Source organism: Pseudoalteromonas sp. MEBiC 03607 (assembly GCF_004792295.1).
Taxonomy (GTDB): Bacteria; Pseudomonadota; Gammaproteobacteria; order Enterobacterales; family Alteromonadaceae; genus Pseudoalteromonas; species Pseudoalteromonas lipolytica_C.
Window position 1 is genome coordinate 717,340 of sequence record NZ_SRRY01000001.1, and the last position, 26,349, is coordinate 743,688.

Annotated in this window: 29 protein-coding genes; 21 read left to right on the forward strand and 8 right to left on the reverse strand. The window is 42.1% G+C overall.

What is annotated here, in order from left to right:
* Nucleotides 1-23 precede the first annotated feature (23 nt).
* The gene (locus E5N72_RS03230) at nt 24-977 is read right to left on the reverse strand and encodes a chemotaxis protein CheV (protein WP_135923203.1); all 954 of its coding nucleotides are present in this window, start codon (nt 975-977) and stop codon (nt 24-26) included.
* A 144-nt stretch (nt 978-1,121) separates the two neighbouring features.
* Between E5N72_RS03230 and E5N72_RS03235 the strand changes: the two genes are divergently transcribed.
* Together E5N72_RS03235 and E5N72_RS03240 are read left to right on the forward strand one after the other, a co-directional pair.
* Entirely contained in the window at nt 1,122-2,186 is a 1,065-nt protein-coding gene (locus E5N72_RS03235) for a potassium channel family protein (RefSeq protein WP_135923204.1), read from the forward strand.
* Nucleotides 2,187-2,229: 43 nt separating this feature from the next.
* Nucleotides 2,230-2,442: a hypothetical protein gene (locus tag E5N72_RS03240; protein ID WP_135923205.1), complete on the forward strand. Its 213-nt coding sequence runs from the start codon at nt 2,230-2,232 to the stop codon at nt 2,440-2,442.
* 15 nt (nt 2,443-2,457) lie between these two features.
* Here E5N72_RS03240 and E5N72_RS03245 read toward each other — a convergent pair whose 3' ends face one another.
* Entirely contained in the window at nt 2,458-3,489 is a 1,032-nt protein-coding gene (locus tag E5N72_RS03245) for a cytosolic protein (protein WP_135923206.1), read from the reverse strand.
* Nucleotides 3,490-3,574: 85 nt separating this feature from the next.
* Nucleotides 3,575-4,036, reverse strand: a complete 462-nt coding sequence (locus E5N72_RS03250) for an EVE domain-containing protein (RefSeq protein WP_135923207.1) — start codon at nt 4,034-4,036, stop codon at nt 3,575-3,577.
* A gap of 79 nt (nt 4,037-4,115) precedes the next feature.
* Between E5N72_RS03250 and tesB the strand changes: the two genes are divergently transcribed.
* Nucleotides 4,116-4,973: an acyl-CoA thioesterase II gene (gene tesB / locus E5N72_RS03255; protein ID WP_135923208.1), complete on the forward strand. Its 858-nt coding sequence runs from the start codon at nt 4,116-4,118 to the stop codon at nt 4,971-4,973.
* On the opposite strand, the gene plsB is transcribed toward tesB, so the two are convergent.
* A complete protein-coding gene (plsB, locus tag E5N72_RS03260) occupies nt 4,970-7,420 on the reverse strand; it encodes a glycerol-3-phosphate 1-O-acyltransferase PlsB (RefSeq protein WP_135923209.1) in 2,451 nt (816 codons plus the stop codon). The genes tesB and plsB overlap by 4 nt on opposite strands.
* A 493-nt stretch (nt 7,421-7,913) precedes the next feature.
* Between plsB and rpsJ the strand changes: the two genes are divergently transcribed.
* From rpsJ to E5N72_RS03325, 13 genes are all read left to right on the forward strand, one after another.
* The gene (gene rpsJ / locus E5N72_RS03265; RefSeq protein ID WP_002957900.1) at nt 7,914-8,225 is read left to right on the forward strand and encodes a 30S ribosomal protein S10; all 312 of its coding nucleotides are present in this window, start codon (nt 7,914-7,916) and stop codon (nt 8,223-8,225) included.
* Between the two features lie 27 nt (nt 8,226-8,252).
* Nucleotides 8,253-8,888: a 50S ribosomal protein L3 gene (gene rplC, locus E5N72_RS03270; protein WP_004588685.1), complete on the forward strand. Its 636-nt coding sequence runs from the start codon at nt 8,253-8,255 to the stop codon at nt 8,886-8,888.
* Between the two features lie 17 nt (nt 8,889-8,905).
* Entirely contained in the window at nt 8,906-9,511 is a 606-nt protein-coding gene (gene rplD / locus E5N72_RS03275) for a 50S ribosomal protein L4 (protein ID WP_062568199.1), read from the forward strand.
* Nucleotides 9,508-9,810, forward strand: a complete 303-nt coding sequence (gene rplW / locus E5N72_RS03280) for a 50S ribosomal protein L23 (RefSeq protein ID WP_135923210.1) — start codon at nt 9,508-9,510, stop codon at nt 9,808-9,810. Before rplD ends, rplW begins: the two co-directional genes overlap by 4 nt.
* Before the next feature lie 17 nt (nt 9,811-9,827).
* The gene (gene rplB / locus E5N72_RS03285) at nt 9,828-10,652 is read left to right on the forward strand and encodes a 50S ribosomal protein L2 (RefSeq protein WP_135923211.1); all 825 of its coding nucleotides are present in this window, start codon (nt 9,828-9,830) and stop codon (nt 10,650-10,652) included.
* A 16-nt stretch (nt 10,653-10,668) separates the two neighbouring features.
* Complete coding sequence (gene rpsS / locus E5N72_RS03290; protein WP_010376377.1) at nt 10,669-10,947, forward strand: 30S ribosomal protein S19; 279 nt, start codon at nt 10,669-10,671, stop codon at nt 10,945-10,947.
* A 14-nt stretch (nt 10,948-10,961) separates the two neighbouring features.
* Nucleotides 10,962-11,294 carry a 50S ribosomal protein L22 gene (gene rplV / locus E5N72_RS03295; RefSeq protein WP_004588690.1) on the forward strand — a complete coding sequence of 111 codons (333 nt, stop codon included), beginning with the start codon at nt 10,962-10,964 and terminating at the stop codon, nt 11,292-11,294.
* Nucleotides 11,295-11,305: 11 nt separating this feature from the next.
* On the forward strand, nt 11,306-12,007 hold the full coding sequence (gene rpsC, locus E5N72_RS03300; protein WP_063701047.1) for a 30S ribosomal protein S3: 702 nt from the start codon (nt 11,306-11,308) through the stop codon (nt 12,005-12,007).
* Nucleotides 12,008-12,019: 12 nt separating this feature from the next.
* Nucleotides 12,020-12,433, forward strand: a complete 414-nt coding sequence (gene rplP, locus E5N72_RS03305; RefSeq protein WP_036974208.1) for a 50S ribosomal protein L16 — start codon at nt 12,020-12,022, stop codon at nt 12,431-12,433.
* A complete protein-coding gene (gene rpmC / locus E5N72_RS03310; RefSeq protein WP_054552371.1) occupies nt 12,433-12,624 on the forward strand; it encodes a 50S ribosomal protein L29 in 192 nt (63 codons plus the stop codon). The genes rplP and rpmC overlap by 1 nt, the downstream gene beginning before the upstream one ends.
* Nucleotides 12,624-12,881 carry a 30S ribosomal protein S17 gene (gene rpsQ, locus E5N72_RS03315; protein ID WP_135923212.1) on the forward strand — a complete coding sequence of 86 codons (258 nt, stop codon included), beginning with the start codon at nt 12,624-12,626 and terminating at the stop codon, nt 12,879-12,881. The genes rpmC and rpsQ overlap by 1 nt, the downstream gene beginning before the upstream one ends.
* Nucleotides 12,882-13,250: 369 nt before the next feature.
* Nucleotides 13,251-13,889, forward strand: a complete 639-nt coding sequence (locus E5N72_RS03320) for a hypothetical protein (protein ID WP_135923213.1) — start codon at nt 13,251-13,253, stop codon at nt 13,887-13,889.
* Nucleotides 13,890-13,953: 64 nt separating this feature from the next.
* On the forward strand, nt 13,954-14,268 hold the full coding sequence (locus tag E5N72_RS03325) for a hypothetical protein (protein ID WP_135923214.1): 315 nt from the start codon (nt 13,954-13,956) through the stop codon (nt 14,266-14,268).
* Nucleotides 14,269-14,328: 60 nt separating this feature from the next.
* Here the strand turns inward: E5N72_RS03325 and E5N72_RS03330 are convergent, their stop codons facing one another.
* Complete coding sequence (locus E5N72_RS03330) at nt 14,329-15,969, reverse strand: endonuclease (RefSeq protein WP_135923215.1); 1,641 nt, start codon at nt 15,967-15,969, stop codon at nt 14,329-14,331.
* Between the two features lie 347 nt (nt 15,970-16,316).
* Here E5N72_RS03330 and E5N72_RS03335 point away from each other — a divergent pair, with 347 nt between their 5' ends.
* The 5 genes from E5N72_RS03335 (at nt 16,317) to E5N72_RS03355 (ending at nt 22,040) form a co-directional block, all read left to right on the forward strand.
* Nucleotides 16,317-18,131, forward strand: a complete 1,815-nt coding sequence (locus E5N72_RS03335; protein WP_135923216.1) for an assimilatory sulfite reductase (NADPH) flavoprotein subunit — start codon at nt 16,317-16,319, stop codon at nt 18,129-18,131.
* A 48-nt stretch (nt 18,132-18,179) separates the two neighbouring features.
* Entirely contained in the window at nt 18,180-19,877 is a 1,698-nt protein-coding gene (gene cysI, locus E5N72_RS03340; RefSeq protein ID WP_135923217.1) for an assimilatory sulfite reductase (NADPH) hemoprotein subunit, read from the forward strand.
* 38 nt (nt 19,878-19,915) lie between these two features.
* Complete coding sequence (locus E5N72_RS03345; RefSeq protein WP_135923218.1) at nt 19,916-20,656, forward strand: phosphoadenylyl-sulfate reductase; 741 nt, start codon at nt 19,916-19,918, stop codon at nt 20,654-20,656.
* A gap of 100 nt (nt 20,657-20,756) precedes the next feature.
* Entirely contained in the window at nt 20,757-21,485 is a 729-nt protein-coding gene (locus E5N72_RS03350) for a transporter substrate-binding domain-containing protein (protein WP_135923219.1), read from the forward strand.
* 15 nt (nt 21,486-21,500) lie between these two features.
* Nucleotides 21,501-22,040 (forward strand): DUF4124 domain-containing protein, encoded by a 540-nt coding sequence (locus E5N72_RS03355; protein ID WP_135923220.1) that lies wholly within the window; start codon nt 21,501-21,503, stop codon nt 22,038-22,040.
* Here E5N72_RS03355 and E5N72_RS03360 read toward each other — a convergent pair.
* The 3 genes from E5N72_RS03360 to acnA all read right to left on the reverse strand — a co-directional run bounded on the left by E5N72_RS03360 (nt 22,037) and on the right by acnA (nt 26,190).
* Nucleotides 22,037-22,282: a hypothetical protein gene (locus tag E5N72_RS03360; RefSeq protein ID WP_054552382.1), complete on the reverse strand. Its 246-nt coding sequence runs from the start codon at nt 22,280-22,282 to the stop codon at nt 22,037-22,039. The genes E5N72_RS03355 and E5N72_RS03360 overlap by 4 nt on opposite strands.
* Before the next feature lie 81 nt (nt 22,283-22,363).
* A complete protein-coding gene (locus E5N72_RS03365) occupies nt 22,364-23,251 on the reverse strand; it encodes a DUF4097 family beta strand repeat-containing protein (RefSeq protein ID WP_135923221.1) in 888 nt (295 codons plus the stop codon).
* 188 nt (nt 23,252-23,439) lie between these two features.
* Nucleotides 23,440-26,190, reverse strand: coding sequence for an aconitate hydratase AcnA (gene acnA / locus E5N72_RS03370; protein WP_135923222.1), 2,751 nt, complete (start codon nt 26,188-26,190; stop codon nt 23,440-23,442).
* Nucleotides 26,191-26,349 lie beyond the last annotated feature (159 nt).

Consider the following 26,349-nt stretch of genomic DNA (forward strand, 5'->3'; position numbering starts at 1 on the left):
AATAAAACAAATGTTAAAAACGATTACTGAGCATCTTGTTCTAGCACGGCTTTTAAGCGGGCTTGTACTTCTTCCACTAACAAAATTGGCTGGAACTTTGATAAAAAGGCATTACAACCAACCTTCTCAACCAGGGCTTGGTTAAAGCTACCACTGAGTGATGTGTTAAGCACGATATGTAAGTTCTTCATTCGGCTGTCGTTGCGAATTTCGTGGGTTAAACGGTAGCCATCCATTGCTGGCATTTCTGCATCGGTGATCACCATAAGTAATTCTTTTTCGACGTCTTTGCCCTGATCAGCCCAGCCTTTTAACATTTCGAGTGCTTCAAGTCCGTTACGAGCAGGAATAATTTCGATGCCGAGTTGCGATAAAGTATCGCTTACTTGTTTGCGAGCCGTTGGTGAATCATCAGCATGAAGAATTTTGCGGCCTGCAAATTCGTTCACGATACTCTTATCAAGAATATCTTCAGAAATATGTACTTCGTACTCAACGATTTCGGCGAGCACTTTTTCTACATCGATTATTTCAACCAGTTGCTCTTGGCCATCGCGTTTCACCTTCGTTAAGGCTGTTAGGTAATGATTTTTACCAATCGCAGTTGGTGGCGGCATAATATCAGACCATGTCATATTAATGATTTGATCAACCTTGCCAATTAAAAAGCCTTGTACAGTACGATTGTATTCAGTGATAACGAGGTTTGTATCTTCAATGTGTTTAGCTTCAGGCATGTTAATCGCTCTACGTAAATCAATCACAGGAATTGACTCACCGCGAATATCAACTACACCTGACACTTTCGGGTGTGCGTGAGGAATTTTGCTAATATGAGGCAGTTTAACGACTTCTTTTACTTTAAAAACATTAAGAGCAAATAAGTGGCGACTGTGGAGGTAAAATAGTAAAAGCTCTAAGCGGTTTTCACCGACTAGTTGCGTACGCTTATCAACTGAAGCAAGAACACCTGACATATTTCACCCAAAACAACTAATACAGAGATATTATAGTCTACTATTATTTTTCATCGACATGCATTAGTAATTTCAATCTGTTGCCAAAGAGCAAGCATTCCAGTACCGTATCGTTAATTTCCACCACTGTAAATTGCAAGGATTATGCACTATTTATTAAATCGTATAGTGGTACTTATCCGCAGTCATATTGATCAAGTAAGTTGGCAGGCTGTGGTGGTTACCACGCTTTTGCATATGCTACTTATATGGTGGCTGCTTATGCTTGCAGGAGAGCAAGCTTTAACACCACTAAGTACCTACGTTTATTATTATGTTGTAACAACATCAACAGTTGGCTATGGCGATTTTAGTGCCAGTACTGAGCTTGGCCGCTGGATTGTTGCATTACTACAAATACCTTTTGGTTTAGCATTATTTGGCGTTCTGTTAGGAAAAACAGGGCAAACAGTAACTTATTTAATCAGGCGCGCTATGACGGGTGATAAAAGCTTCGCACATATAAACAATCACATTATTATTTTTGGTTGGCACGATACTCGTACTAAGAAGATGGTTGACTATATTCTAGCCGATCAAAAACGCTTAGATCGTCGTATTCTATTGGCAGTTACTGAACAAATGGAGCATCCATTTTTAACAAATCCGATGGTTGATTTTGCACGCCTAAGTAGCTTTACCGACTTAGATGAGTTGCAAAGAATCGCAATTGAACGCGCCGATAAAATTATTATTGATGGCCAAGATGATGACCAAACGTTTACTACTGCACTGCGCATAAGTAAGTTGGTAAATAAGGATTGTCATATTAGCGCGCATTTTACTGACGAAACCAAAATCGAAATGCTACATGAGCTCTGTCATAATGTTGAATGCAGTAGTGCCAAGTCAGCCGAAATCTTAGTGCGTTCAATGCAAGATCCAGGTTCGAGCCGTGTGCAAGAAGAGTTGTTATCAACACTTCATGGTGATACTCAGTTTAGTTTGCCTATTCCAAAAGGCGTGCAAGCAATGGAGTTTGGCAAGCTGTTTCATCACTTTAAATACAGCCACGATGCTATATTACTGGGTGTCGCACATAATTTAAGTGCAAAAAACATGGATTTAAATCCGCCACTTGACTATGTAGTCAGTGAAGGAGATATTTTGCATTATATTGCTGCGGAGCGTGTTTTGAGTGACGAAGTTGATTGGTCAGCGTTGGTATAGTACCAATCCGCAATAATACTTTTAATTAAGCGAATTGGTATTTATGAATGAAGTTGCGTTTTTAATTATTGTTTTGAGTGCCTACATTTTACCTGTGGTCATTGTGCTCAATAGTAAACGTACTCAAGGCCACGAAAAGAATGCTTGGTTAATCGGTATCATCTTCTTTTCGTGGTTAGCTTTAGTGATGTACTTAACTATTATCCCTAAACACGGGCGGGTCAAAAAACACCGTAAAATAAAAACGAAGGGTTAACTTACAGCTACTATCTCACTTCAACTGTTTCAATTTATGATCTATCAATGGGTCATCAGGTGAAAGTTGCTGCGCCACCTCTAAAATCTTTATTGCATCGTTTGGGTGTTCATCCTGATGCTTGATTGCGACATCAATCAGCGGCTGAACATCAATTGTGCCATTTTGCTCTTGAATATGCTCTGCTTTTTCTTCAGTCAAAATTGTGTGCGCCTTACTAAGTAAGGCTAAGCGGTGTGCCGAACCGTAGTTGGCTTTATTGAGCCGACGATAATAGTCTTCTTTAAAACGTAACGTTTTTGTCTGCTGTCGAAATTGAGCAATATCGACTTGCTGGTGGCTAATAAAATCAACAGCAACATCTTTATAAAAACCAAATTTATTCAAGTATGTAGCATGAACGCTGTGGCCCATACCGAACACCCGTAAATGGGTGAGTTGTGGGTAGCGTTTAGCATGAGCTCGGTCGATACGATTGGTTGGATCGTAGATGATATAGCCTTTAGCATGACCTAGGTCTAAATCGTGATAATCACCGTTCCAGTCAAATTTTTGTGCGATATCTGTGCTTGAGCGGTCATCCCATGGGGCTTTGTTTTTATTTTTTGTGCTGACAGGATGAAATAACAAGACTTTATCAAGCTTTAATAGATTGGCAAATGCGCCAACAGCAAAGCCACCACGACTCAAGCCATATCCTAATCGTTCTTTAAATCCGCCAATCAATGGCGCTAACTGCTCAATAAAAAACAATAGGTTGCGGTGTCTAAACCAGTTACTAATGCCTAAATGTTGGAAGGCAATTACATTCACATTTTGTTTTTTCGCAAGTTTATAGGCCCAAGGCGAAAAATCATCTGTGAGATCATGTTCTTGGTAGTTGGTTCCCGCTGGTGAGAAGGTGAATAGCAGAGGTTTATTTGCGTCGATGATATGGTACTTCACGTATACATCACCGAGTAAGTCACCACCGGTAAATGGGACTCGGCTTTGTTGTTGCTCATGTGGGAGATGGGTCCACTCATCTAACCAATATAATAATTTCATACATCCCCCAAGATACCTCTAAAATAAAGGGACAGAATTATAGCAAAAATCACTACTCATTAAAAATGCACGCCTTTTTAATGTGTTATGTTTCGCTCATAGCTATAATCTGTTGCCAATCATGTTCAGTTACTGGCATTACAGATAATCGACCGCCTTTTTTAAGGGCTATTTCGGTAATGGACTCATTGGCTTTAATTGCTTGTAGGCTAACAAGCTTTTTAAGGTGAGATTTATAAGTAACATCGACTACAAACCAGCGCGGGTTATCAGCTGTTGCTTTAGCGTCGTAGTAATCGCTATTTAAATCAAACTGAGTTGGGTCGGCATAGGCCTCACGGCTGACCGTGGCTATTCCTGCGACACCTACATGTTTACAACTTGAATGATAAATCATTACCAAGTCGCCTTGTTTAATACCATCGCGTAGAAAGTTTCGCGCTTGATAATTGCGCACGCCATCCCACATAGAGGTTTGCATAGGTGCGTTTTTTAAATCATCAATTGAAAATGCATCAGGTTCGGTTTTAAAAAGCCAATAAGCCATAATGGGGTGCTCTTACAAAGATTTACTTCCAATTAGTCTATAGTATCATTAAACGCTTGTCGGGATTGAGGATAAATAAATGAGCCAAGTATTAGATGACTTACTGTCATTAATGTCGTTAGAAGAGATTGAGCAAGGCTTGTATCGCGGGCAAAGCCAAGATTTAGGGTTTAGAGCTGTTTTCGGTGGCCAAGTAATGGGGCAAGCCTTGTCGGCAGCCAAAGAAACATTACCTGAAGGGCGTATAGTTCATTCACTGCATTCTTATTTTTTACGTCCAGGTGATGCGAGCAAACCAATCGTTTACGATGTAGAAAATATTCGTGATGGTAAGAGCTTTAGTACCCGCCGTGTAAAAGCTATTCAATATGGTAAGCCGATTTTTTACATGACTGCTTCGTTTCAAGGTGAAGAGGACGGCTTATCACACCAAGCGCAGATGCCCGATGTCCCACAGCCTGAAGAATTAAAGTCATCGCTTGAGTTTTACCAAGCGAATGCTGAACTTATTCCTGAACCAATTCGCAATAAGTTTATTCGTGAAGTGCCAATTGAAATGCGTCCAGTGACCTTTCATAACCCATTTAAACCACAAGCAATGGAACCCGTTAAGCATATTTGGTTTAAAGCCAATGGTGAGATGCCTGACGATCAGCGTATTCATAATTACTTACTTGCTTATGCGTCTGACTTTGAGTTTTTACCAACGGCATTACAGCCGCACGGTGTATCGTTTATGCAGCCGAATATGCAGGTTGCGACGATTGACCATGCAATGTGGTTTCACCGCCCGTTTAGACTAGACGATTGGATTTTATATTCGATTGATAGCCCAAGTGCGAGCTCTGGCCGTGGTTTGGTGCGAGGTCAGTTCTTTGACCGTCAAGGCAATTTGGTTGCCTCAACGATCCAAGAAGGGGTCATGCGTCAGCGTTAATCTTTTGCGTGCTGAGCTTGGCTTTGCACTATATCGTCAATTGACTGCCAGACTCGTGCTGGCAGCAATGCCTTCAGATATAAATACACTTCACACAGCTCATTGCTACCCGTTAAGCCTTGCTCTGATTCGGTAATTAGCTTTTGCTCTCGCAAGCTTGAGATAAAACCAATAAGTACTTTTTTGTCAAAGAACTCCGGCGTTTTAATGCCGTGCAACGTGCCTAAACGCTCTGCTAACACTTGGCTTTCGTGCTCAAGTTCTTCACGCTCAATACCGCTACTGGTTTGAATAAAACCAACCACGATAGCGTAACGCTGTAGCGTTAAGCTTAAGGCGCGACCAAGCATTTCGAGTTTTGCTAAGCAGTCGTTGCTATTGGTGATTTTGATATTATCACCTTCAATTTCAATAAGGTCTTGATCAACAAAGCTTGCGAGCACGCGAGTAATGTAGTTTTCATCTAGCTCATGCAAGAACCACTCTTTAGCGAACAGCGGGTAAAAACGTGCAATCAAGGCACGGCAATCTGCCATGGTAGTTTGATGTGCTTTGAATAAATGCAGCGCAAGCAAGCTTGGTACAGCAAATAAGTGCAATACGTTATTACGGTAGTAGTTGAATAGCGTCTTTTCTTTGTCGTTAATAGCGATAATTTCGCCAAATTCATCACTGATGACGTCAAACTTATTAAGCTTAAGTGCATGCTCTAATAGCTGTTCAGCACTTTCGTTAGGTGTTGTTACCTTGTCGCTGTAACTTGCGCTGCGTTGTAAATGTAGATAAAACTCAAGTTGCGCAATCAACTTAGGTTTACTTAACGCATGTTTGTCATTCACCAATAAAATCATCGCGAGTAGATTCACCGCATTGAGTGCAGCGGCACTATTAATATTAACCATTACTTTATCGGCAAGATTCGCTACCTGCGGTCCAAGCCATTGTGGCTTTTGTACATCGGTCGGGTGAATAGACTCGCGCCAATCAGGTTGCTGTTCATTAAGGTATTGATTTATCGAAATAGGATCACCAAAATTTAAGTAACCACGGCCATAGTTTTTCAGGTTTTTAATGGCTTTAAAAATCCCCAAGACCGACTCACCTTTTTTATCGTTACCGGCCAGCTCTTTTAAGTAAGTATTAATTTCCATTACGTGCTCATAACCGATGTATACAGGCACAATCGAAATAGGGCGATCTATGCCACGAAGCATGGCTTGCAACGTCATGGCGAGCATACCTGTTTTTGGTGGTAACAAACGACCAGTACGGCTACGGCCACCTTCAGTGTAAAACTTCACTGAGTAGCCTTTAATAAATAACTGGCTCAGATACTCTTTAAACACTGATGAATATAACTTGTTGCCCGCGAAAGAGCGGCGAATAAAGAAAGCACCACTTCGACGGAAAATACCACCTGCCGGGAAGAAGTTTAAGTTGATACCAGCGGCTATATGCGGTGGTACTAAACCTAAGTGATAAATAGAGTAGGTCAGTAATAAGTAATCCATGTGCGAGCGGTGACAAGGCATATAAATAATTTCATGGCCTTTATCAGTGAGCTCGTGAACTTGCTCTGAAAACTTAATGTCGATGCCGTTATAAAGTTTATTCCACAGCCAAGTTAATACACGGTCAGCAACACGAATGGTGGCATCGCTGTAATTGGCGGCTATTTCATCAAGTAGCTTCAGCGCATTTTGACGAGCTTGCTCTTGGCTGATGTTTTTTTCTTTTGCTTCTATTTGAATCGCTTTTTTTATTGTTGGTGATGCAAGTAGCGAATTAAAAAGCTGTTCACGCGATGGCATTTTTGGCCCTGTAGCAGCCAGTTTTTGACGGCGAAAGTGCACACGGGCTACGCGTATTAACTTATGTGGTAGCTCATCAACATCGGCTTTTTCATTGACTAATAAAGATAAGTCGAGTGGTTGGCTAAATCGAATAAAGTTATCACGCCCAGAAAATAGCAACACAAAGAACTTGCGAAACCAGCTGGGTGTTAATGAATGAGACACCAAAGTACCTAAACCAGGCTTTTCTTTTCCTGGGTTACGACCCCATAAAATGGTCACCGGGATCACTTGGACGTTTTGCTCACCAGATTGCATTAGGTGGTCAATAATGTGTTTGCCTTGCTGCAAGGCATTACTTGGTTTGCTTTTATTACCAAATAGCGGTGGTGGGTTTTGAATACCAATAAAGCGGTTAAGTTCGGCATTACCTAATAACTGCTCTTCGGTTGGGTCAGGTAAGCCATATTTTTTACATACCCGCGCCAGTGCCGCTAAATCAGAGCGCGCATTCAACCTCACAATATAAAAAGTTGGGTTGGCAGGGTTTAGATTGTATTGTTCAATAGGGTTCTCAGGCAGAACTTTGCTTTTTACTAGCAAGCGGTTCATCCCAGCAGAAATAGCATTTAAACAACGATTAATGATACGCATCAACTCACCAAAGTTTTATACCAACTAGGTTTAGTGCCTAAGACAGCTCACTTTATTAAGCCAATTGGTATTAGTAAATATACAGTAGACCACATGCGGTCAAAATAAGCGGCATAGAATAACAATTATTAACTGGACTGACCATTGCAACATTGTATGGCTTTTTGTTTCTTTACCTAACTATAGTAAGCAAAGACATACCTTGGCTGAATTTAGTTCTATTTCATTTAAATTTCATTTTGATAAGGTGTCGAGTGTATTAATTCTAAAAAGTTGTTGCATTTATCACCAATATAACTATAATACGCAGGCTTTCAAAATTCCCTCGGGAACTTGGAAGGAAAGATTAAGCTTGGATTTCAAGCTAATAAACAGGAATTCCGATTTGGAATTCAACGTAGATATAAGAGAACAGCCGACATCTTAGTTAGTAAGATTGTTTCGGTCGTTTTTTTATGCTCTTTTTAAATGCTCTTTATATTGAGGTTTAAGAATGTCAAATCAACGCATTCGTATTCGCCTAAAAGCTTTTGACCACCGTTTGATTGACCAATCAACGGCGGAAATCGTGGAAACTGCGAAACGCACTGGCGCTCAAGTACGTGGTCCAATTCCACTACCTACACGCTTTGAACGTTTTACTGTACTAACTTCACCGCACGTTAACAAAGACGCGCGTGATCAGTACGAAATCCGCACCCATAAACGTCTGATCGACATCGTAGAACCAACTGACAAGACTGTTGACGCTCTTATGCGTTTAGATCTTGCTGCTGGTGTTGATGTTCAAATCAGCCTGGGTTAATCGGAAGATTAGAGAGGTTTTAGGAAAATGGCATTAGGTCTAGTCGGTCGTAAAGTGGGTATGACACGTATCTTCACTGAAGATGGTGTATCTATCCCTGTGACAGTTATCGAAGCGACTCCTAACCGCATTGCACAGATCAAATCTGACGCAACAGACGGTTATAACGCGCTTCAAGTAACCGCAGGCACTAAAAAAGCAAGCCGTGTAAACAAAGCAGCAGCGGGTCACTTCGCTAAAGCTGGTGTTGAAGCGGGTCGCGGTCTGTGGGAATTCCGCCTAAATGGTGGTGAAGGCGATTTTGAAGTAGGCGCTGAGCTTACTGTTGAATTATTCAACGAAATCAACAAAGTTGACGTAACCGGTACTTCTAAAGGTAAAGGTTTCCAAGGTGGTGTTAAGCGCTGGAACTTCAGCATGCAAGACGCTACTCACGGTAACTCTCTATCTCACCGTGCTCCTGGTTCAATCGGTCAAAACCAATCACCTGGTAAGGTGTTTAAAGGTAAGAAAATGGCCGGTCACATGGGTGCTGAGCGTGTAACGACTCAAAACTTAGAACTAGTTCGCGTTGACGCTGAGCGTAACTTGCTTTTAGTTAAAGGTGCAGTACCTGGCGCTATCGGCGGTGACGTTATCGTTAAACCAGCTGTTAAAGCATAAGTCCTGGAGATTTAGTGATGGAATTAGCAATTAAAGACGCTTCTGGCGCTCTTGAAGTTTCTGAAGCTACTTTTGGACGTGAGTTTAACGAAGCATTAGTACACCAAGTAGTTGTTGCTTACGCAGCAGGTGCTCGTCAAGGTACTCGTGCTCAGAAGACACGTTCTGAAGTTAGCGGTGGTGGTAAAAAACCATGGTCTCAAAAAGGTACTGGCCGTGCACGTGCTGGTACAATTCGTAGCCCAATTTGGCGTTCAGGTGGCGTTAGCTTCGCAGCTAAACCACAAGATCATAGCCAAAAAGTAAACCGTAAAATGTACCGCGGTGCGATCAAAAGCATCTTATCTGAATTAGTTCGTCAAGAGCGTTTAATCGTTGTTGAACAGTTTGGTCTTGAAGCACCAAAAACTAAAGAACTAGTTGCTAAGCTTAAAGAACTTGAGCTTAAAGATGTTCTAATCGTGACTGAAGAAGTAGATGAGAATCTTTTCTTATCGGCACGTAACCTATACAAGGTTGACACGCGTGATGTAGCTGGTATCGATCCTGTAAGCCTAATCGCTTTCGATAAGGTACTTATTACAGCTGCTGCTGTTAAGCAACTTGAGGAGGCGCTAGCATGATCCGTGAAGAACGTCTTTTAAAAGTGATCCTTGCTCCACACATCTCTGAAAAAAGCACTATCGCTGCTGAAGAGAACAACACGATTGTTTTCAAAGTAGCTTCTAATGCAACTAAAGCTGAAATCAAAGCTGCTGCAGAAAAGCTTTTTGAAGTAGAAGTAACTGGTGTTCGCACACTAAACGTTAAGGGTAAAACAAAACGTACTGGCATGCGTTTCGGTCGTCGTTCAGACTGGAAGAAAGCTTACGTTACTCTTAAAGAAGGTAGCGAGCTAGACTTTGTCGGCGGCGCCGAGTAATAAGGGGAGTTAGAATTATGGCACTTCAAAAGTGTAAACCAACTTCTGCGGGTCGTCGTCACCTGGTTAAAGTGGTTAACCCAGATTTACATAAGGGTAAACCTTACGCACCACTACTAGAGAAAAACTCTAAGTCTGGTGGTCGTAATAACAAAGGTCGTATCACGGTTCGTCACATCGGTGGTGGTCACAAGCATCATTACCGTGTAATCGACTTTAAACGCACTAAAGATGGCATTCCAGCTGTTGTTGAGCGTCTAGAGTATGATCCAAACCGTAGCGCAAACATCGCTCTTGTATTATATGCAGACGGTGAGCGTCGTTACATTATTGCACCTAAAGGCTTAAAAGCGGGTGATTCAATCCAGTCTGGTATTGATGCACCAATCAAACCTGGTAACACGTTACCAATGCGCAACATGCCTGTAGGTTCGACTGTTCACAACGTAGAATTAAAACCAGGTAAAGGCGCGCAAATCGCACGTTCTGCTGGTGCATACGTTCAAATCCTTGCTCGTGAAGGTCAATACGTAACTCTACGTCTTCGTTCTGGCGAAGTTCGTAAAGTTCCATCTGACTGTCGCGCAACACTTGGTGAAGTAGGTAATGCTGAGCATATGCTTCGTTCACTAGGTAAAGCTGGTGCAAATCGCTGGCGTGGTATCCGTCCGACAGTTCGTGGTGTTGCCATGAACCCGGTAGATCACCCGCACGGTGGTGGTGAAGGTCGTACATCTGGTGGTCGTCATCCTGTGTCTCCATGGGGTAAACCGACTAAAGGTGCTAAGACACGTAAGAACAAGCGTACTGATAAATTTATCGTACGTCGTCGTACTAAATAATAGTTGAGGAATAGCCATGCCACGTTCTCTCAAGAAAGGTCCTTTTATTGACCTACACTTGCTGAAGAAGGTAGAGAAAGCGTTGGAAAGCGGTGACAAGAAGCCAATTAAAACTTGGAGCCGTCGTTCAATGATCATACCTAACATGATCGGATTGACCATCGCTGTCCATAATGGTCGTCAGCACGTTCCTGTGTTTATCACAGACGAAATGATCGGTCACAAACTAGGTGAATTTGCACCAACTCGCACTTACCGCGGTCACGCTGCGGATAAGAAAGCGAAGAAACGTTAAGAGGAGAATGATAAATGCAAGCATTAGCTAAACATAAATTCGCCTCTGGTTCGGCGCAAAAAGCACGTCTAGTTGCAGATCAGATCCGCGGACTTCCGGTTGATCGCGCTCTAGAAATCCTGGCGTACAGCCCTAAAAAAGCGGCTGTATTAGTTAAGAAAGTACTTGAGTCTGCTATTGCTAACGCAGAGCATAACGAAGGTGCTGACATTGATGAGCTTCGTGTAACTACGATCTTTGTGGACGATGGTCCTACAATGAAGCGTATTATGCCACGTGCTAAAGGACGCGCTGACCGCATCCTTAAGCGTACAAGCCACATCACTGTTGTGGTTTCAGATAGCTAGGAGTATAAGTAATGGGACAAAAAGTTCATCCTACTGGTATTCGCCTAGGTATCTCTAAACCTTGGGTTTCTACCTGGTACGCGAATTCAAAAGATTTCTCTGATCAGCTTTTTGGCGATCACAAAGTACGTGCATTCCTAACTAAGGAATTAAAAGCGGCTTCTGTGTCTAAAATCGTTATCGAGCGTCCAGCTAAATCTATCCGTGTAACAATTCACACAGCTCGTCCTGGTGTTGTTATCGGTAAAAAAGGCGAAGACGTTGAAAAACTACGTCAAGCAGTAACTAAGATTGCAGGTGTTCCGGCTCAGATCAATATTTCTGAAGTTCGTAAGCCTGAACTTGATGCACAACTAGTAGCTGACGGTATTGCGTCACAGCTAGAGCGTCGTGTTATGTTCCGTCGCGCTATGAAGCGTTCGGTACAAAATGCAATGCGCATTGGTGCAAAAGGTATCAAAGTTGAAGTTAGCGGTCGTCTTGGCGGTGCTGAGATCGCACGTTCAGAATGGTATCGTGAAGGTCGTGTACCTCTACATACTCTACGTGCTGATATCGACTACGCAACTTCTGAAGCCTTAACCACTTATGGTATCATTGGTGTTAAAGTTTGGATCTTCAAAGGCGAAGTTATTGGTGGTTTACCACTAGTACAAGAGCAAGAGAAGCCAGCTAAACGCGCGCCAAAGAAAGCCAAAAAAAGTGCTAAGTAGAGGTAGCGAGTAATGTTACAGCCAAAACGTACAAAATTCCGTAAAATGCACAAAGGCCGCAACCGCGGTTTAGCGCAAAACGGTAACAAAGTAAGCTTCGGTACTTTCGGTTTGAAAGCTACTGGTCGTGGCCGTATGACTGCTCGTCAAATCGAAGCAGCTCGTCGTGCTATGACACGTCACGTAAAGCGTCAAGGTAAAATCTGGATCCGTGTATTCCCAGATAAGCCAATTACGAACAAGCCATTAGAAGTTCGTATGGGTAAAGGTAAAGGTTCTGTTGAATATTGGGTTGCTGAAATTCAACCTGGTAAAGTACTTTACGAAATGGAAGGTGTTTCTGAAGAGCTTGCTCGTGAAGCATTTAACCTTGCAGCGCGTAAATTACCATTCACAACAACTTTCGTAACTCGGACGGTGATGTAATGAAAGCTAGCGAACTAAAAGACAAAAGCGTAGAAGAGCTAAACGCTGAACTTCTAGGACTTCTTCGTGAGCAGTTCAACCTGCGCATGCAAGCAAGCACTGGTCAGTTAGCTCAGACACACACGCTAAGAACAGTACGTCGCGATATCGCGCGTGTAAAAACAGTTATTAACCAGAAGGCAGGTCAATAATGAGCGATAAAATCCGTACTCTTCAAGGCCGTGTAATCAGCGACAAGATGGATAAATCTTTCACTGTTGCTATCGCACGTTACGTGAAGCACCCAGTATATGGTAAATTCATCAAACGTACGACTAAACTACACGTACATGACGAAAACAACACAGCTCAAACTGGTGACGTAGTTACTATTCGTGAGTGTGCTCCTATTTCTAAGACTAAGTCTTGGACTTTAGTAGACGTTGTTGAACGTCCAAAGCAAGCTTAATTTTTAATTAAGTTTACTTACTAAAAAGCCCCGGCATTTGCTGGGGCTTTTTGTTTTTAAAATAAAGCTATCAGCTTTGAGACGTCAGTTGAGCGGTAGACTTGTTTGCTGCAGAGTTTCCCGCTGCTGTAAAACCTCATATGGCACTCATGCTGAATCCAAATCATCTCTACGAATAGACTTGAGCTAGAACCTTAAAATTTACTCTTGCTAAAACGCCACTTTTTCTTATGAACTAACTCACTCATTTAACACTCTTAAAAATAAAAATGAGGCGTTTGGGTGCTAAAAGGGACTTACAAAGCATGGATCATCTCGATTACGCTACATGCTGTGCTTTTGTTGTTATTTGCTCAATATGGAAAATTTGTGAAACTACCAGTAGCAGCCACAGAGCCGCCAAAAGTAATCAACGCGTATGTGAGTGTCGATTTAACTACCTTACCTAGTTTTCAGAAATCCCAAGACAAACCTTTACCGGAGCAGCCGCAAGTAATGCCTGATGAGACTAAGCCTTTGCCAGAAATAGAAGAAGCTTCTCATAGTGGTTCTGGGCAGAGTAACGGTGTTGAGGTCGTTGAGCACTTAGTTAATGAGCCCAAAGAAGCAACCACTAAGATCGTTAAGTCTAATCAAGCATTTGATAGTTCAAAAACAACCGAAGCACCCTTTAAAAAGCTCAACCCGTATGCGCCAATCCCACAGCTTAATTTTGAAAATGGCTCTTCTAATTCGTCATTATTTGGGCAGGTTGAAGGGGCAAATAATAATTTGCCTGTAGGCAGGGTTTCAGTGCCTGCACAATTAACAGTTTCTGATAAAGCAACCGTCGTTTGGCAGAGTGGTGATGGTAGCAAGCGTATCGAGGTGTTAAATGGTATGTGTTATGGCATAGATTTCAATTCGGTGTTTGGTAAATCTGGGGTGCCAAGTGGATCGCCAAGACCCTGCGAAGACAAAGACGCTAAGTTATTTAAAGAAATAATGAATAAATGGAGTAATAAATAATAAAACACTTTACCTCAACTTAACTTGAGATTTTAAAGTAGCGTTTTTTGTAATGGATAACGCTATGAACTCACTAGAAAACTATTTATTAAGCTTACAGATTAATTGCTATCAAGCGTCAGCGATTCAAATTTCTCAAGTACAAACGCGTATTTGGCAGTCATTACAAAATAATTCTAGTTATGCACATAGCGTAATCGAAGAGTTTGATTTGAATGGGCAGCCTAGCCATTACCAGCATGCAGCCCTATTTACACTGGTTTTACTGCAGCTTGGCTATAAAATAAAGCCAACGCCGGAAAACGCTTTATCGGTAAGGCATAACCATTTGTTACATGACATTCGTCTTGTCGAGCAGTTAAACGCTAGTGGAGCTTAAGTCATCTTGTATCGTATAAAAAGGCACTTAGCCGAAACTAAGTGCCTTGGCTTAACGAAGTTACCAAATCATTTCTACAAATTCTGGATGATCCACAAATGGGTTGCGGTTACCTTGATGTTCATAAGCTGCTTGGTTACGGTCAAGCTCTAATTGGCTAACAGGATCCTCGTTATGCCATTTTAATAACATAGCAACGACCCAGTTCTCAAATACCTGATCAGATGAACCATTCAATACAGCGTTACTGTAGGTTGTGTTGTTTTGCCACGAGCCAATTACGTTTTCATAGCGTGTTGCCATGTAGAAATAGGCTCTTGCAAAGTCACCTTTAAATTCATCAATAGGTTCAAATACCGTTCCTGAGTAATTTAATGAGCTAGCTGCACTGCCTAACTTACTGCCGTTGCTAGAGGTATAGCTTGCACTACCAACTTCACCAAATGGGTAGTTACTACGTTTTGAATTTACATAACCATCAGTAGCAAAAATGTGATGTACGTCTGAATTCATTGGCTCAACTGTACCGCCAAACCAACTTTTCGGGAAAGAATGCTCACGGTTGTAGCAATCTGCTTCGCTGTTGTATGTCCCACATTGATCGCTCACAGCAACATAGTTGTAACTGTCTTGGCCTGCAGGGTTTTCTGAATAACGGTCTAAAATAGAGTTGTCGTTTTCAAAATACTTATCGCGTGAGGCAACATCGTAAAAACTCCAAATAGCTGAATAGCCTTGTGAGTTGTGATCTTTAATGATGTTGTATAACTCTGTTTTCAGTGCATAACCACTAAGGCCTTGCGTTGTAACATAGTATCCCGTTGGCTCTGTTGGTGTTGTACCACCACCGTCACCGCCGCCTGATTTATCACCCAAAGTAAATGGCGTAGCTTCCGAGCTTTGGAAGCTTGCACCACTGGCAAGTACTGTTTGACCTAAAGAAAGATTGTAACTGCCATTGCCGAATGAGCAGCATATGCCATCACCATAGCTATCAAAAATAGTAAAGGTATAGTCACCATCAGTTAAACATGCTTGCTCACTGTACTGAGTATTTGCAGCATAGCTGCCGCCTGATGCTACTGTGCTACCTTGGCTATTAGTGATATGCCAGCTGGTTTCTTCACCATAGTTATCGGTAGTGAGGGTTAAAGATACTTGGTTATCGGCGCAGCTGCCCGAAGGTGGTGGTGTTGAGCCCGTGCTTGGTGCAAAGTTATCAACATAAACCACTTCGCTGCCATCAAAGCCTGTTACATCGTAAAAGCGCAGGCCAACACTAATTGAGGTAGTCGCTGAAGCTGTATACTGATAGCTGATTTGTTGCCATTGATTCGTTAATGCTGAATTAGAGTAACCCTGATAGCCATCAACCACTAAGCGAGCTTTTACGCCGCCTTCAGTATGGTAAACCCAAGCAGAAAACTCATAGCTTTCACCGGCCACTACATCAACTAATTGCTGTAAATCGGTATTACTTTGCGTGCCAGTATTAACCACAACTTGCGCTGAGTAATTACCTGAGTAAACCACATTACTATTAGCGCTAAGACTAATACCGCTATCTATGGTGCTCCAGCTTGCAGGGGTGTTTGCTGACCAGTTTTCGAAGTCGGCATTATTAACATTTGCCAATGCTGAACTCGCTAAACACAGTAAACTACTGGCTAGCATGTATTTTTTACATGTCCCGTGTGACATCGTTGTTTCCTTTTTATATTTTAATAGTTTTAGCTGTTCTCAAAATGAACACAGCGAGTATAGGCTAATCGGCTTATGTTGCAATAATGTTAATTAATAAAAGTTTCTTATTGGGTAATTTTTGCTTTTAACATGTTTTTTTTGGATAAATACTAAATTAATAACTAAATGGAATATCAAAGCAGATTCTATTCTTTTTTAATCGCCTCAGACCCCGTTATTCTTCACGCTCAGATAAACCTTTAAAGCATTTTTGTTTAGTCTTTAAAGTCGAAAAAATTGTTCGCGAAATGACGGTAGTAAGCTCGTTTCGCAGTTAACTTTTCAGGGTTACGAGGAATAAATTCATGTTGTTAAGTCAACTAAATGCAGCGGCGAGCCCGCTATCGCAAGAGCAAGTACAAAAGCTGCAAGGCTTAGTGGCTGAACTTAATCCAATTCAGCAAGCGTGGGTAAGTGGTTACTTAGCTGCTAACGCAAATGCAGGTGCATTAACTGGTGGTGTTGCTGCCGCTCCAGCTGCGGGTGATGCTGCACCATTGACTATTTTATACGGCTCGCAAACGGGTAACGCCAAAGGCGTGGCGAGCAAGTTAAAAGAGCAAGCAGAGTCGCGCGGTCTAACGGCTAAGCTAGTAAACATGGCTGACTACAAACCAACAGCCCTGAAAAAAGAAAAGTTTATCACGGTTGTTGTTTCAACCTACGGTGAGGGTGAGCCACCAGAAGATGCTGAAAGCCTCCATGAATTCTTAACGACTAAAAAAGCACCAAAGCTAGATGGTGTTAAAGTGGCTGTGATTGGCTTAGGTGACTCAAGCTACGAATTCTTCTGCCAAACAGCAAAAGATTTCGAAGAGCGTTTTAACAAGCTTGGCGCAGAAACTATTTTCCAGCGTGCCGACTTAGATGTTGATTACGATGATGAAGCTGCTAAGTGGATTGATGGTGCACTTGATGCGTTTGAACCAGATCTTAAAGCGCAGCAGCAAGCAAGTGGTGGTCAAGTTGTGGCGATGCCATTTGGTGCAGCGGCACCAGCAGCAAGCCAATACACCAAGCAAAACCCATTTGCTGCAGAGCTAAGTGTTGTGCAAAAAATTACCGGTCGTGACTCAACTAAAGATGTGCGTCATGTTGAAATCTCATTAGAAGGTTCAGACATCACCTATACACCGGGTGATTCGCTAGGCGTTTACTTCTTGAATGATGAAGTACTTGTTGATGAAGTCCTTGCGCTTACCCAAATTGATGCATCTAGCACGGTTAAACTAGGCGATGAAGAGCTCAGTATTCGTGATGCATTAATCGAAAAATTAGAGTTAACCCAGTCATACCCAGGTTTTGTTGAAAAATATGCAACAGCAACTGGCAATCCTGAATTATTAAAGTTAGTTGAAGATAAAGCGGCAATGCGTGAGTACATCGAACCTCGCCAAATCTTCGATATTATTCGTCAAAACCCAGCTCAACTAGAAGCGCAAACCTTAGTAGACTGCTTACGTAAACTACAAGCACGTTTATATTCGATTGCATCTAGCCAAGCTGAAGTTGAAGAAGAAGTTCACTTAACGGTGGGTCTGGTTGAGTTTGATGCATTTGGCAGCGAGCACTTAGGTGGTTGTTCTGGTTATTTAGCACGTCGTGCTGAAGAAGGCTGCAAAGTAAAAGTATTCAGCGAGCACAACGATAATTTCCGTTTACCGGCTAATGATGAAACGCCAATTATCATGGTAGGTCCGGGTACGGGTATTGCCCCATTCCGTGCGTTTTTACAAGAGCGTGATGCGCGTGAAGCTAGCGGTAAAAACTGGTTATTCTTTGGTAACCCACACTTTACTCAAGACTTCTTATATCAAGTTGAAATTCAAGGTTACTTGAAGTCAGGTTTACTGACTAAAGTGGATGTGGCGTTTAGCCGTGATCAAGCGGAAAAAGTATATGTTCAAGACAAACTTCGCAAAAACAGCCAAGAAGTATTTGCTTGGTTAGAAGCGGGTGCTCATTTCTATATCTGTGGTGATGCAAACCGTATGGCGAAAGATGTTCATCAGGCGCTTGTAGACATTATCAAAGAAAATAGCGGCAAAGATGATGAACAAGCTGAGCAATATTTAAAAGATTTACGTAGCGCAAACCGCTATCAGAAAGACGTGTACTAATCACGTTTAAAGCTAACAGCCGTCACTGTAACAAATTTAGGAAATACCATGAGCGAACAAGACAAAAACGTAAAGCTTTCTGATAACGAGCGTTTGAAAAGAGAAAGTAATTTTTTACGTGGCACCATTGAGCAAGATTTAAAAGACGAGATCACCGGTGGTTTCACTGCTGATAACTTCCAACTGATCCGTTTCCACGGCATGTACCAGCAAGATGACCGTGACATTCGCCCTGAGCGCGCTAAACAAAAATTAGAGCCGTTACATAACGTAATGTTACGTGCTCGTATGCCTGGCGGTATCATCAAGCCAGAGCAATGGTTAGCGATTGATAAGTTTGCTGAAGAGAAAACCAGCTATGGCAGTATTCGTTTAACCACGCGTCAAACTTTCCAGTTCCATGGTGTGCTTAAGCCAAATATTAAAGGTATGCACCAAATGCTTAATAGCGTGGGCATTGACTCAATTGCAACAGCGGGCGATGTAAACCGAAACGTATTATGTACGACTAACCCTGTTGAGTCTGAGCTTCACCAAGAAGCTTACGAGTGGGCTGCGAAGATCTCAGAGCACCTATTACCAAAAACCAAAGCATACGCTGAAATTTGGTTAGATGGTGAAAAGAGTGAAACCACTGAAGAGCCAATTTTAGGTTCAACTTATTTACCGCGTAAGTTTAAAACCACAGTAACAATTCCACCGAATAATGAAGTGGATGTGCATGCGAACGACCTAAACTTCGTGGCAATTGCAGAAAACGGCAAGTTAGTTGGTTTTAACGTGTTAGTGGGTGGTGGTCTTGCTATGACTCACGGTGATACAGCAACGTATCCTCGTAAAGCAGATGACTTTGGTTTTATTCCACTTGAGCACACCTTGAAAATTGCTGAGCACGTCGTGTCTGTACAGCGTGATTGGGGTAACCGCTCAAATCGTAAAAATGCGAAAACTAAGTACACACTAGACCGTGTAGGTACGGATGTATTTAAAGCTGAAGTTGAAAAACGTGCTGGTGTTAAATTTGAACAGAGCCGCCCGTATGAGTTCACTCACCGTGGTGACCGTATCGGTTGGGTTGAAGGTATTGATGGTAAGCACCACTTAACGCTGTTTATTCAAAGTGGCCGTATTTTAGATTACCCAGATAAACCGCTAAAAACAGGCTGTCGTAAAATTGCTGAAATTCACCAAGGTGATTTCCGCATGACGGCAAACCAAAACTTGATCATCGCAGGTGTTCCGGCTGATCAAAAAGCGGTAATCGAAGAGATCGCTCGTAACCATGGCCTAATTGATGACAGCCATACAGAGCAGCGTAAAAACTCAATGGCGTGTGTGGCATTACCAACGTGTCCGTTAGCGATGGCAGAAGCTGAGCGTTATTTACCAAGCTTAATTGAGAAAACAGAAGCGCTATTAGCGAAACATGGTATTGGCGATGACAACATCATTATGCGTGTTGTGGGTTGTCCGAATGGCTGTGGCCGTGCAATGTTGGCAGAAGCGGGTCTGGTTGGTAAAGGTCCAGGAAAATACAACGTGTACTTAGGTGGTAACCGTGAAGGCACGCGTATTCCAAAACTGTATTTAGAAAATGTTGGCGAAGACGTATACCTAGACGCATTCGATAAGCTAATTGGCCAATGGGCAAGTGAGCGTAATGAAGGCGAGTGTTTTGGTGATTTTGTAATTCGCAAAGGCATTGTTGCTGAAGTTAAAGTTTCAGTAACTGATTTTCACGCATAATTTTATAAGCGACACCGCTTTAAGGTTTGGAATTAACCATGAGTGAATTTAAAAACATCTTAACGATGAGCAAAGAAGACCAAACAGCCATGTTGGCTGATATAAATGGTCTTCTGGCTGATAAAAGCGCTGAAGAGCGTGTTGCTTGGGCGCTTGAAAACTTACCAAGCACGCACTTTTTGTCGTCGAGTTTTGGTATTCAAGCGGCGGTGATGTTGCACTTAGTGACATCACAGCAGCCAGATATTCCGGTGGTACTGACAGATACCGGTTATTTGTTTCCTGAAACCTATCAGTTCATCGAGCAAATGACCGAACGACTTTCGCTTAATCTTAAAGTTTATAAAGCTGAGCTTAGCCCTGCGTGGCAAGAAGCGAAGTTTGGTAAGCTTTGGGAGCAAGGTGAAGAAGGCATTAAGCAGTACAATCAACTGAATAAAGTTGAGCCAATGACTCGTGCCTTAAACGAGCTGGATGCAGGTACTTGGTTTAGTGGCTTGCGTCGCGATCAGTCATCTAGCCGAGCTGATAAGCAAATTGTTGAAATCAGCCGAGGTACTGTGAAAGTGTATCCGCTTATTGAGTGGAACAACCGTGACATCTATCAGTATCTAACTAAACATGATTTACCTTATCACCCACTTTGGGAGCAAGGTTATGTGTCGATGGGCGATGTTCACACAACACGTAAACTTGAACCGGGCATGACAGAAGAAGAGACGCGTTTCTTTGGTTTAAACCGTGAATGTGGCTTACATATCGATGGTGATGGTATCTAATCCTAAATTCCTATCAGAATTTTCGTAAAGCGTAACCAAGGTTGCGCTTTTTTTGTGCTATTTATATACAATCTCAGGCTTAATTCTGTGAGAGAAAATTATGAGTCGTGTTGTTGTATTTTTATTTTTATTATTTATTGCTCCTTTAGTACGAGCTGAAACGCTGCGTGTTGCACTCTATGACACAGATTACCCTCCTTATCATTTTGCGAGTGAGAAACAAAAAGGCTTAGTTGATGAGCTACTTGAACGTTTCGCTGAAAAGTACAAAGTGCAAATTAGTTATATTCTCGTACCTGAAGTGCGCTCTCAGCATTTACTGGATGAGGGAAAGGTTGATGTGAGGTTGGAGTCTGAGCAGTGGTACAGAGGCGAAAATCACTATTATTGGAGTGATATGATTGCTGTTGTCGAAGACGTGCTGGTGATGCCAAATGGTTGTCATATCCCACCACTTGATAAACTGAATGGTTTTGCTGTACTGACGCGATTTGGCTATACCTATCCGCAATTTGAAGCTTTGTTTGCTTTAGGAAAAGTACACCGAGAAGACTTCTATTCTGAATTAGACATGTTGAATGCTTTACTTGATCAAAAACAAAATCAACGTGTTGCCGTCATCGCAAAAAATACCTTGCAATGGTATGCCGCACAAAATGATGCCTTTAAAAAGTTTACTGTTAGCGACTACAACGTGGGCAAAGCGCCGATGCAACTACAGTTCATTTATAATGAAAAAGGTAAGCGCATGAGCGAAAAATTTAATGACTTTATGAAAAGTCTTAAATCATCGGGGGAATTTGCTAAGATTGTGAGTAACTACCAATAATGTGTAAATGGAATTATGAAACGCTTTTGTTATTTTGCTGTGATGCTGCTCTTAACCAGTGTTGCGCTGCTGTTTTACATTAAAAAGCCAGGCGGTAAACCTTACCTAGAGCTTGGTATGTTTGAGCGTTATTCAGAAAAAGTCAGTGATGATGTGAGTGATTTTGCTTCGCAAGGAGCCGATACGCTTACTAGCCAAGCAAAAAAGCTCACTGAGAAGTTGAGCTTTAGCAAAGACGTTAATACACCTGTTGTTGTTTATAAATGGCAAGATGAACATGGTCAGTGGCACTATGCTGATACACCCCACCCTAATTATTTTAGTATCGCGGTAAGTTTAGATCCTAACGACATAACAGTGTTACCTGCAGAGACATTTCAAGCAGATGAGAAGCAAGCAGCAACCGTTAAAGCTGACGAAACACCTTCAACGCTTGGGGTATACGACCCTAAAAACGTACAAAAAATGATGCAAGACGCTGAGCAAGCAAAACAGCTTATGGAGCAACGTAACAAGCAACTTGAGCAGCAGCTCAAAAAGCAAGGTGGAAATTAACTTTGTTTGTTTTGCGCTGTGAGGTCGCTTTCCATTTTCATCAGTAAAATAGTGAGATAAATTTTGGTGGGTAGTGAGAATAGCACACCAACAGCAATACACGCTGCGCTGATCATAATGCCATGTATACCCATGCTATCACTTAAGTAATTACCGGCTAATAAAGAGTGCCCCAATATAATTAGGCAAATACCTAAAATGATAAAGGTTTTTAAGATTCGAATGATGGTTTGTTCAGTCATACAAGCACCTCACTTTAGCCTTAATTAAAGTGTAGGTGCTGTTGTAATTAATAGGATTGTTCTAAATCAAGCAATTGTCGGTTATTTGTCCAATTTTACTGGGCCGTTGATGTTATCGATACTTAAATCACCTGAACCCGCTTCGATAATTGTCAGGCCAAGTGTGTCATCAACATAAATGCTGCCAGAGCCATCGGTAATGGTAACCAGCCCTTTGATTTGTCTTACATCTATATCACCAGAGCCATCTTCGATAGTAAGCGCACCAGCCAATGTTTTAACGCTGATACTACCTGATTCATCAATAATACGTGCAGGGCCTTGGCTGTTTTCGATGCGGATATCACCAGAGTCATCTTCAATATCAATACGCCCTTGACCTTGGTCAATCATAATTGAGCCAGAATCGTCTTCAATGCTGATATTGCCGCTGACATTGCTAATGCGAATATCGCCGGAGTCATCATCTATGTTGATATTTCTGCCTTGTTCAATAATGATTGAGCCAGAATCATCATCAATGCTGATATCGTTTTGCATCGCACGTATCACGATATCACCTGAGTCATCATCGATCTCTAGTTTGAGGTTGCTAGGCACAGAGACAATTAAATCAATATGAGGGGATGAGCCACTGTAAAACGACAAGCTACCATTATTGAGCTTGCTGATAAGCTCAGCCGTGTCGCCATGCTTTTCGAGTGTTAATGTATAGGTCTCATCGCCTTTTGCGGCATAGATATTGGCATTTACGGTGATATCTTTTGTATTACTCTCGCCTTTGATGATCAATGAACCGGCTTCGGCATCAATTTTTAATGCGCTGATATTTGCAGCCGACACGCTTAAGTCTTGTTGTTTTTGTTCTGCGATTTGACCCGGAGAGACGTGAATAACACAGCCCGTTAATAATAAACTTGATGAAATGGCCGTTGCGCAAATTGCGCGTTTGAATGATGCAATAGTCATATGGATTCCAAAATTATTGTGATTGTTATCTGGTTAGCATTTGCAAACTATGGTCCAATTTTAACATGCTGATTTTTATGTGCTTTTCATTTTTTGTAAATAAGTGTGTTGGTCTAAACTGCAATTAATTAGTGATTTAAACAAAAAAAGGGGCTGAAAATTCAGCCCCTTAGTTAACTTAAAAGCAGTTATTGCTCAGCCAGCATATTACGAAGTACATACTGTAAAATACCGCCGTGTTTGTAGTAATCCCATTCTTTAGGAGTATCTATGCGCACATCAACACTAAAGCTAATTTGTTTGCCTTCGCTGTTAGTGGCAATCACACTGACTTCATTGGTTTTGTCGTATAAGCCCTCAAAGTCGAATGACTCTTGGCCTGTAAGGCCCAGTGACTCATAGCTTTCACCTTCTTTAAATTGCAGTGGTAATACACCCATACCTATCAGGTTAGAGCGGTGAATACGCTCATAACTTTGTGCAATAACAGCTTTAACACCCAGTAATAATGAGCCTTTTGCTGCCCAGTCTCGTGATGAACCTGTGCCATATTCTGCGCCCGCTAAAATAATCAGAGGTGTGCCGTCTTGCTGGTACTGCATTGCTGCATCATAAATACTGGCAAGTTCATCACTTGGTTGTATACGGGTAACACCGCCTTCAGTGCCCGGCGCTAGTAGGTTGCGTAAACGCACATTAGCAAAGGTACCGCGCATCATCACTTCGTGATTACCACGGCGTGATCCATAAGAGTTAAATTGTGCTTTTTGTACACCGTGATCTTGTAAGTAAAGACCTGCAGGAGCATCAGCTTTAATCGCACCTGCTGGCGAAATGTGGTCGGTTGTAACTGAGTCACCTAATTTTGCTAAACAGCGTGCACCACTAATGCTTGGAATTCCTGGAGGCTCAATTTCCATACCATCAAAGAATGGCGCTTTTTTGATGTAGGTTGACTCATCATCCCAATCATATAGTTTGCCATCAGGAATTTGAATTTTCTGCCAACGATCATCGCCTTGATACACATTGCCATAGCTTGATGCGAACATTTCTTTGGTCACTGTTTCACGGACAAGGTCGTTAACTTCGCTAACACTTGGCCAGATATTTTTCAGGTAAATGTCATTACCATTCGGATCTTGCGCTAATGGCTCGTTATATACATCAATATCTGTGCGACCTGCAATAGCGTAAGCAACAACGAGTGGCGGTGAGGCTAAGAAGTTCATTTTCACATCTTGGTGTATACGACCTTCAAAGTTACGGTTACCCGATAAAATAGAGCTTACGACCAGTTTATGCTTTTGAATTGCTTCACTGATCTCATCGGCCAGCGGGCCTGAGTTACCGATACAGGTTGTACAACCATAACCGACAAGGTTAAAGCCTAACGCATCTAAATCATCCATTAAGTCGGCTTTTTTCAAGTAATCAGTCACCACTTGTGAGCCTGGAGCGAGTGAAGTTTTAACCCAAGGTTTAACCTTTAAGCCTAATTGTTTTGCTTTCTTCGCAACTAATCCAGCAGCTAGAATTACACTTGGGTTTGAGGTGTTTGTACAACTTGTGATTGCAGCAATCACACAAGCGCCGTCTTTAAGCTCAAACTCCTCGCCTTTAAAGTTAACCTTGGCAGCACCCATGTATTGGGCTTCGTTTACCTGATCATCTGGGTTAGTTGTTGGACCTTCATCTTCAATGCGGGCTTCTTGAACATCGCTTTTATCACGTTGTTGCATGCGCTCTTCTTGAAAGCCGCGAAGGTGTTCACCGATAATGCTACCAGCTTTATCAAGGGCGATTCTATCTTGCGGGCGTTTAGGACCTGCAAGGCTTGGCACGACATCATCAAGTGATAATTCAAGCGTATCTGTGTAGTGAGCTTCATCGCCAGGGTTACGCCATAAGCCTTGGTGCTTAGCATAGTCCTCAATAAGCTTAAGCTGCTCCTCATCACGGTTAGTTAAACGTAGATAGTTAATAGTTTCGTCGTCAATCGGGAAAATACCGCAAGTTGCACCATACTCAGGCGCCATATTGGCGATTGTCGCGCGGTCAGCAAGTGGTAAATCAGCAAGACCATCACCATAAAATTCAACAAATTTTCCAACCACACCATGTTTACGTAGCATTTCTGTCACGGTTAGCACAAGGTCGGTTGCAGTTGTACCTTCAGGCAGGCGACCATTGAGCTTAAAGCCAATAACTTGAGGAATAAGTAAGCTGATTGGTTGGCCAAGCATTGCGGCTTCGGCTTCGATACCACCTACGCCCCAACCAAGTACCCCAAGACCATTGATCATAGTCGTATGTGAGTCAGTACCAACGAGGGTATCTGGGTAAGCGAGTGATTTACCGTTTTTACTATCGTTAAATACCACGCGGGCTAAATATTCTAAATTAACTTGGTGAACGATACCGGTTGCTGGTGGCACAACTTTTAGGTTATCAAAAGCGGTTTGGCCCCAACGTAAAAATTCGTAACGTTCTTTGTTACGCTCATATTCAAGCTTCGCATTTAGATCAAATGAGCCATCTTCACCGTAGCCATCGACTTGCACTGAGTGGTCAATAACCAGCTCAGCAGGTGACAGTGGATTTATCTTTGCAGGATCACCACCGAGTTTTTCCATGGCATCGCGCATCGCCGCTAAGTCAACAATTGCAGGAACCCCTGTGAAGTCTTGCATTACTACGCGTGCAGGTGTAAAGGCAACTTCAGCAGATGGTTTAGCTTGTGGGTCCCAGTTGAGTAAGGCTTCAATGTCTTGCTTTTTAATGTTGACGCCATCTTCATTGCGCAACAGGTTTTCGAGTAATATTTTTAACGAAAATGGTAGGCGTTTGGCTTTGTCACCTAAACCTTGTAAAGAGTGAATATGGTATTGTTCACCATTAATTGTAAGCTGTTTTTGGGTATCAAAACTATTATTCATTATTTGCCCCTGTGGTTTGAGCAAGCAAAGCTCGCTTTTGTGTTTCCTTTTGAAATAGACACATTGCTATTGCAAACTTAATACCAGCTGGTAAATTTTTCTGCTGATGAAAAAATATGCTACTTAAATATAGTTGATGCCTATGTGATTTATTTCAAG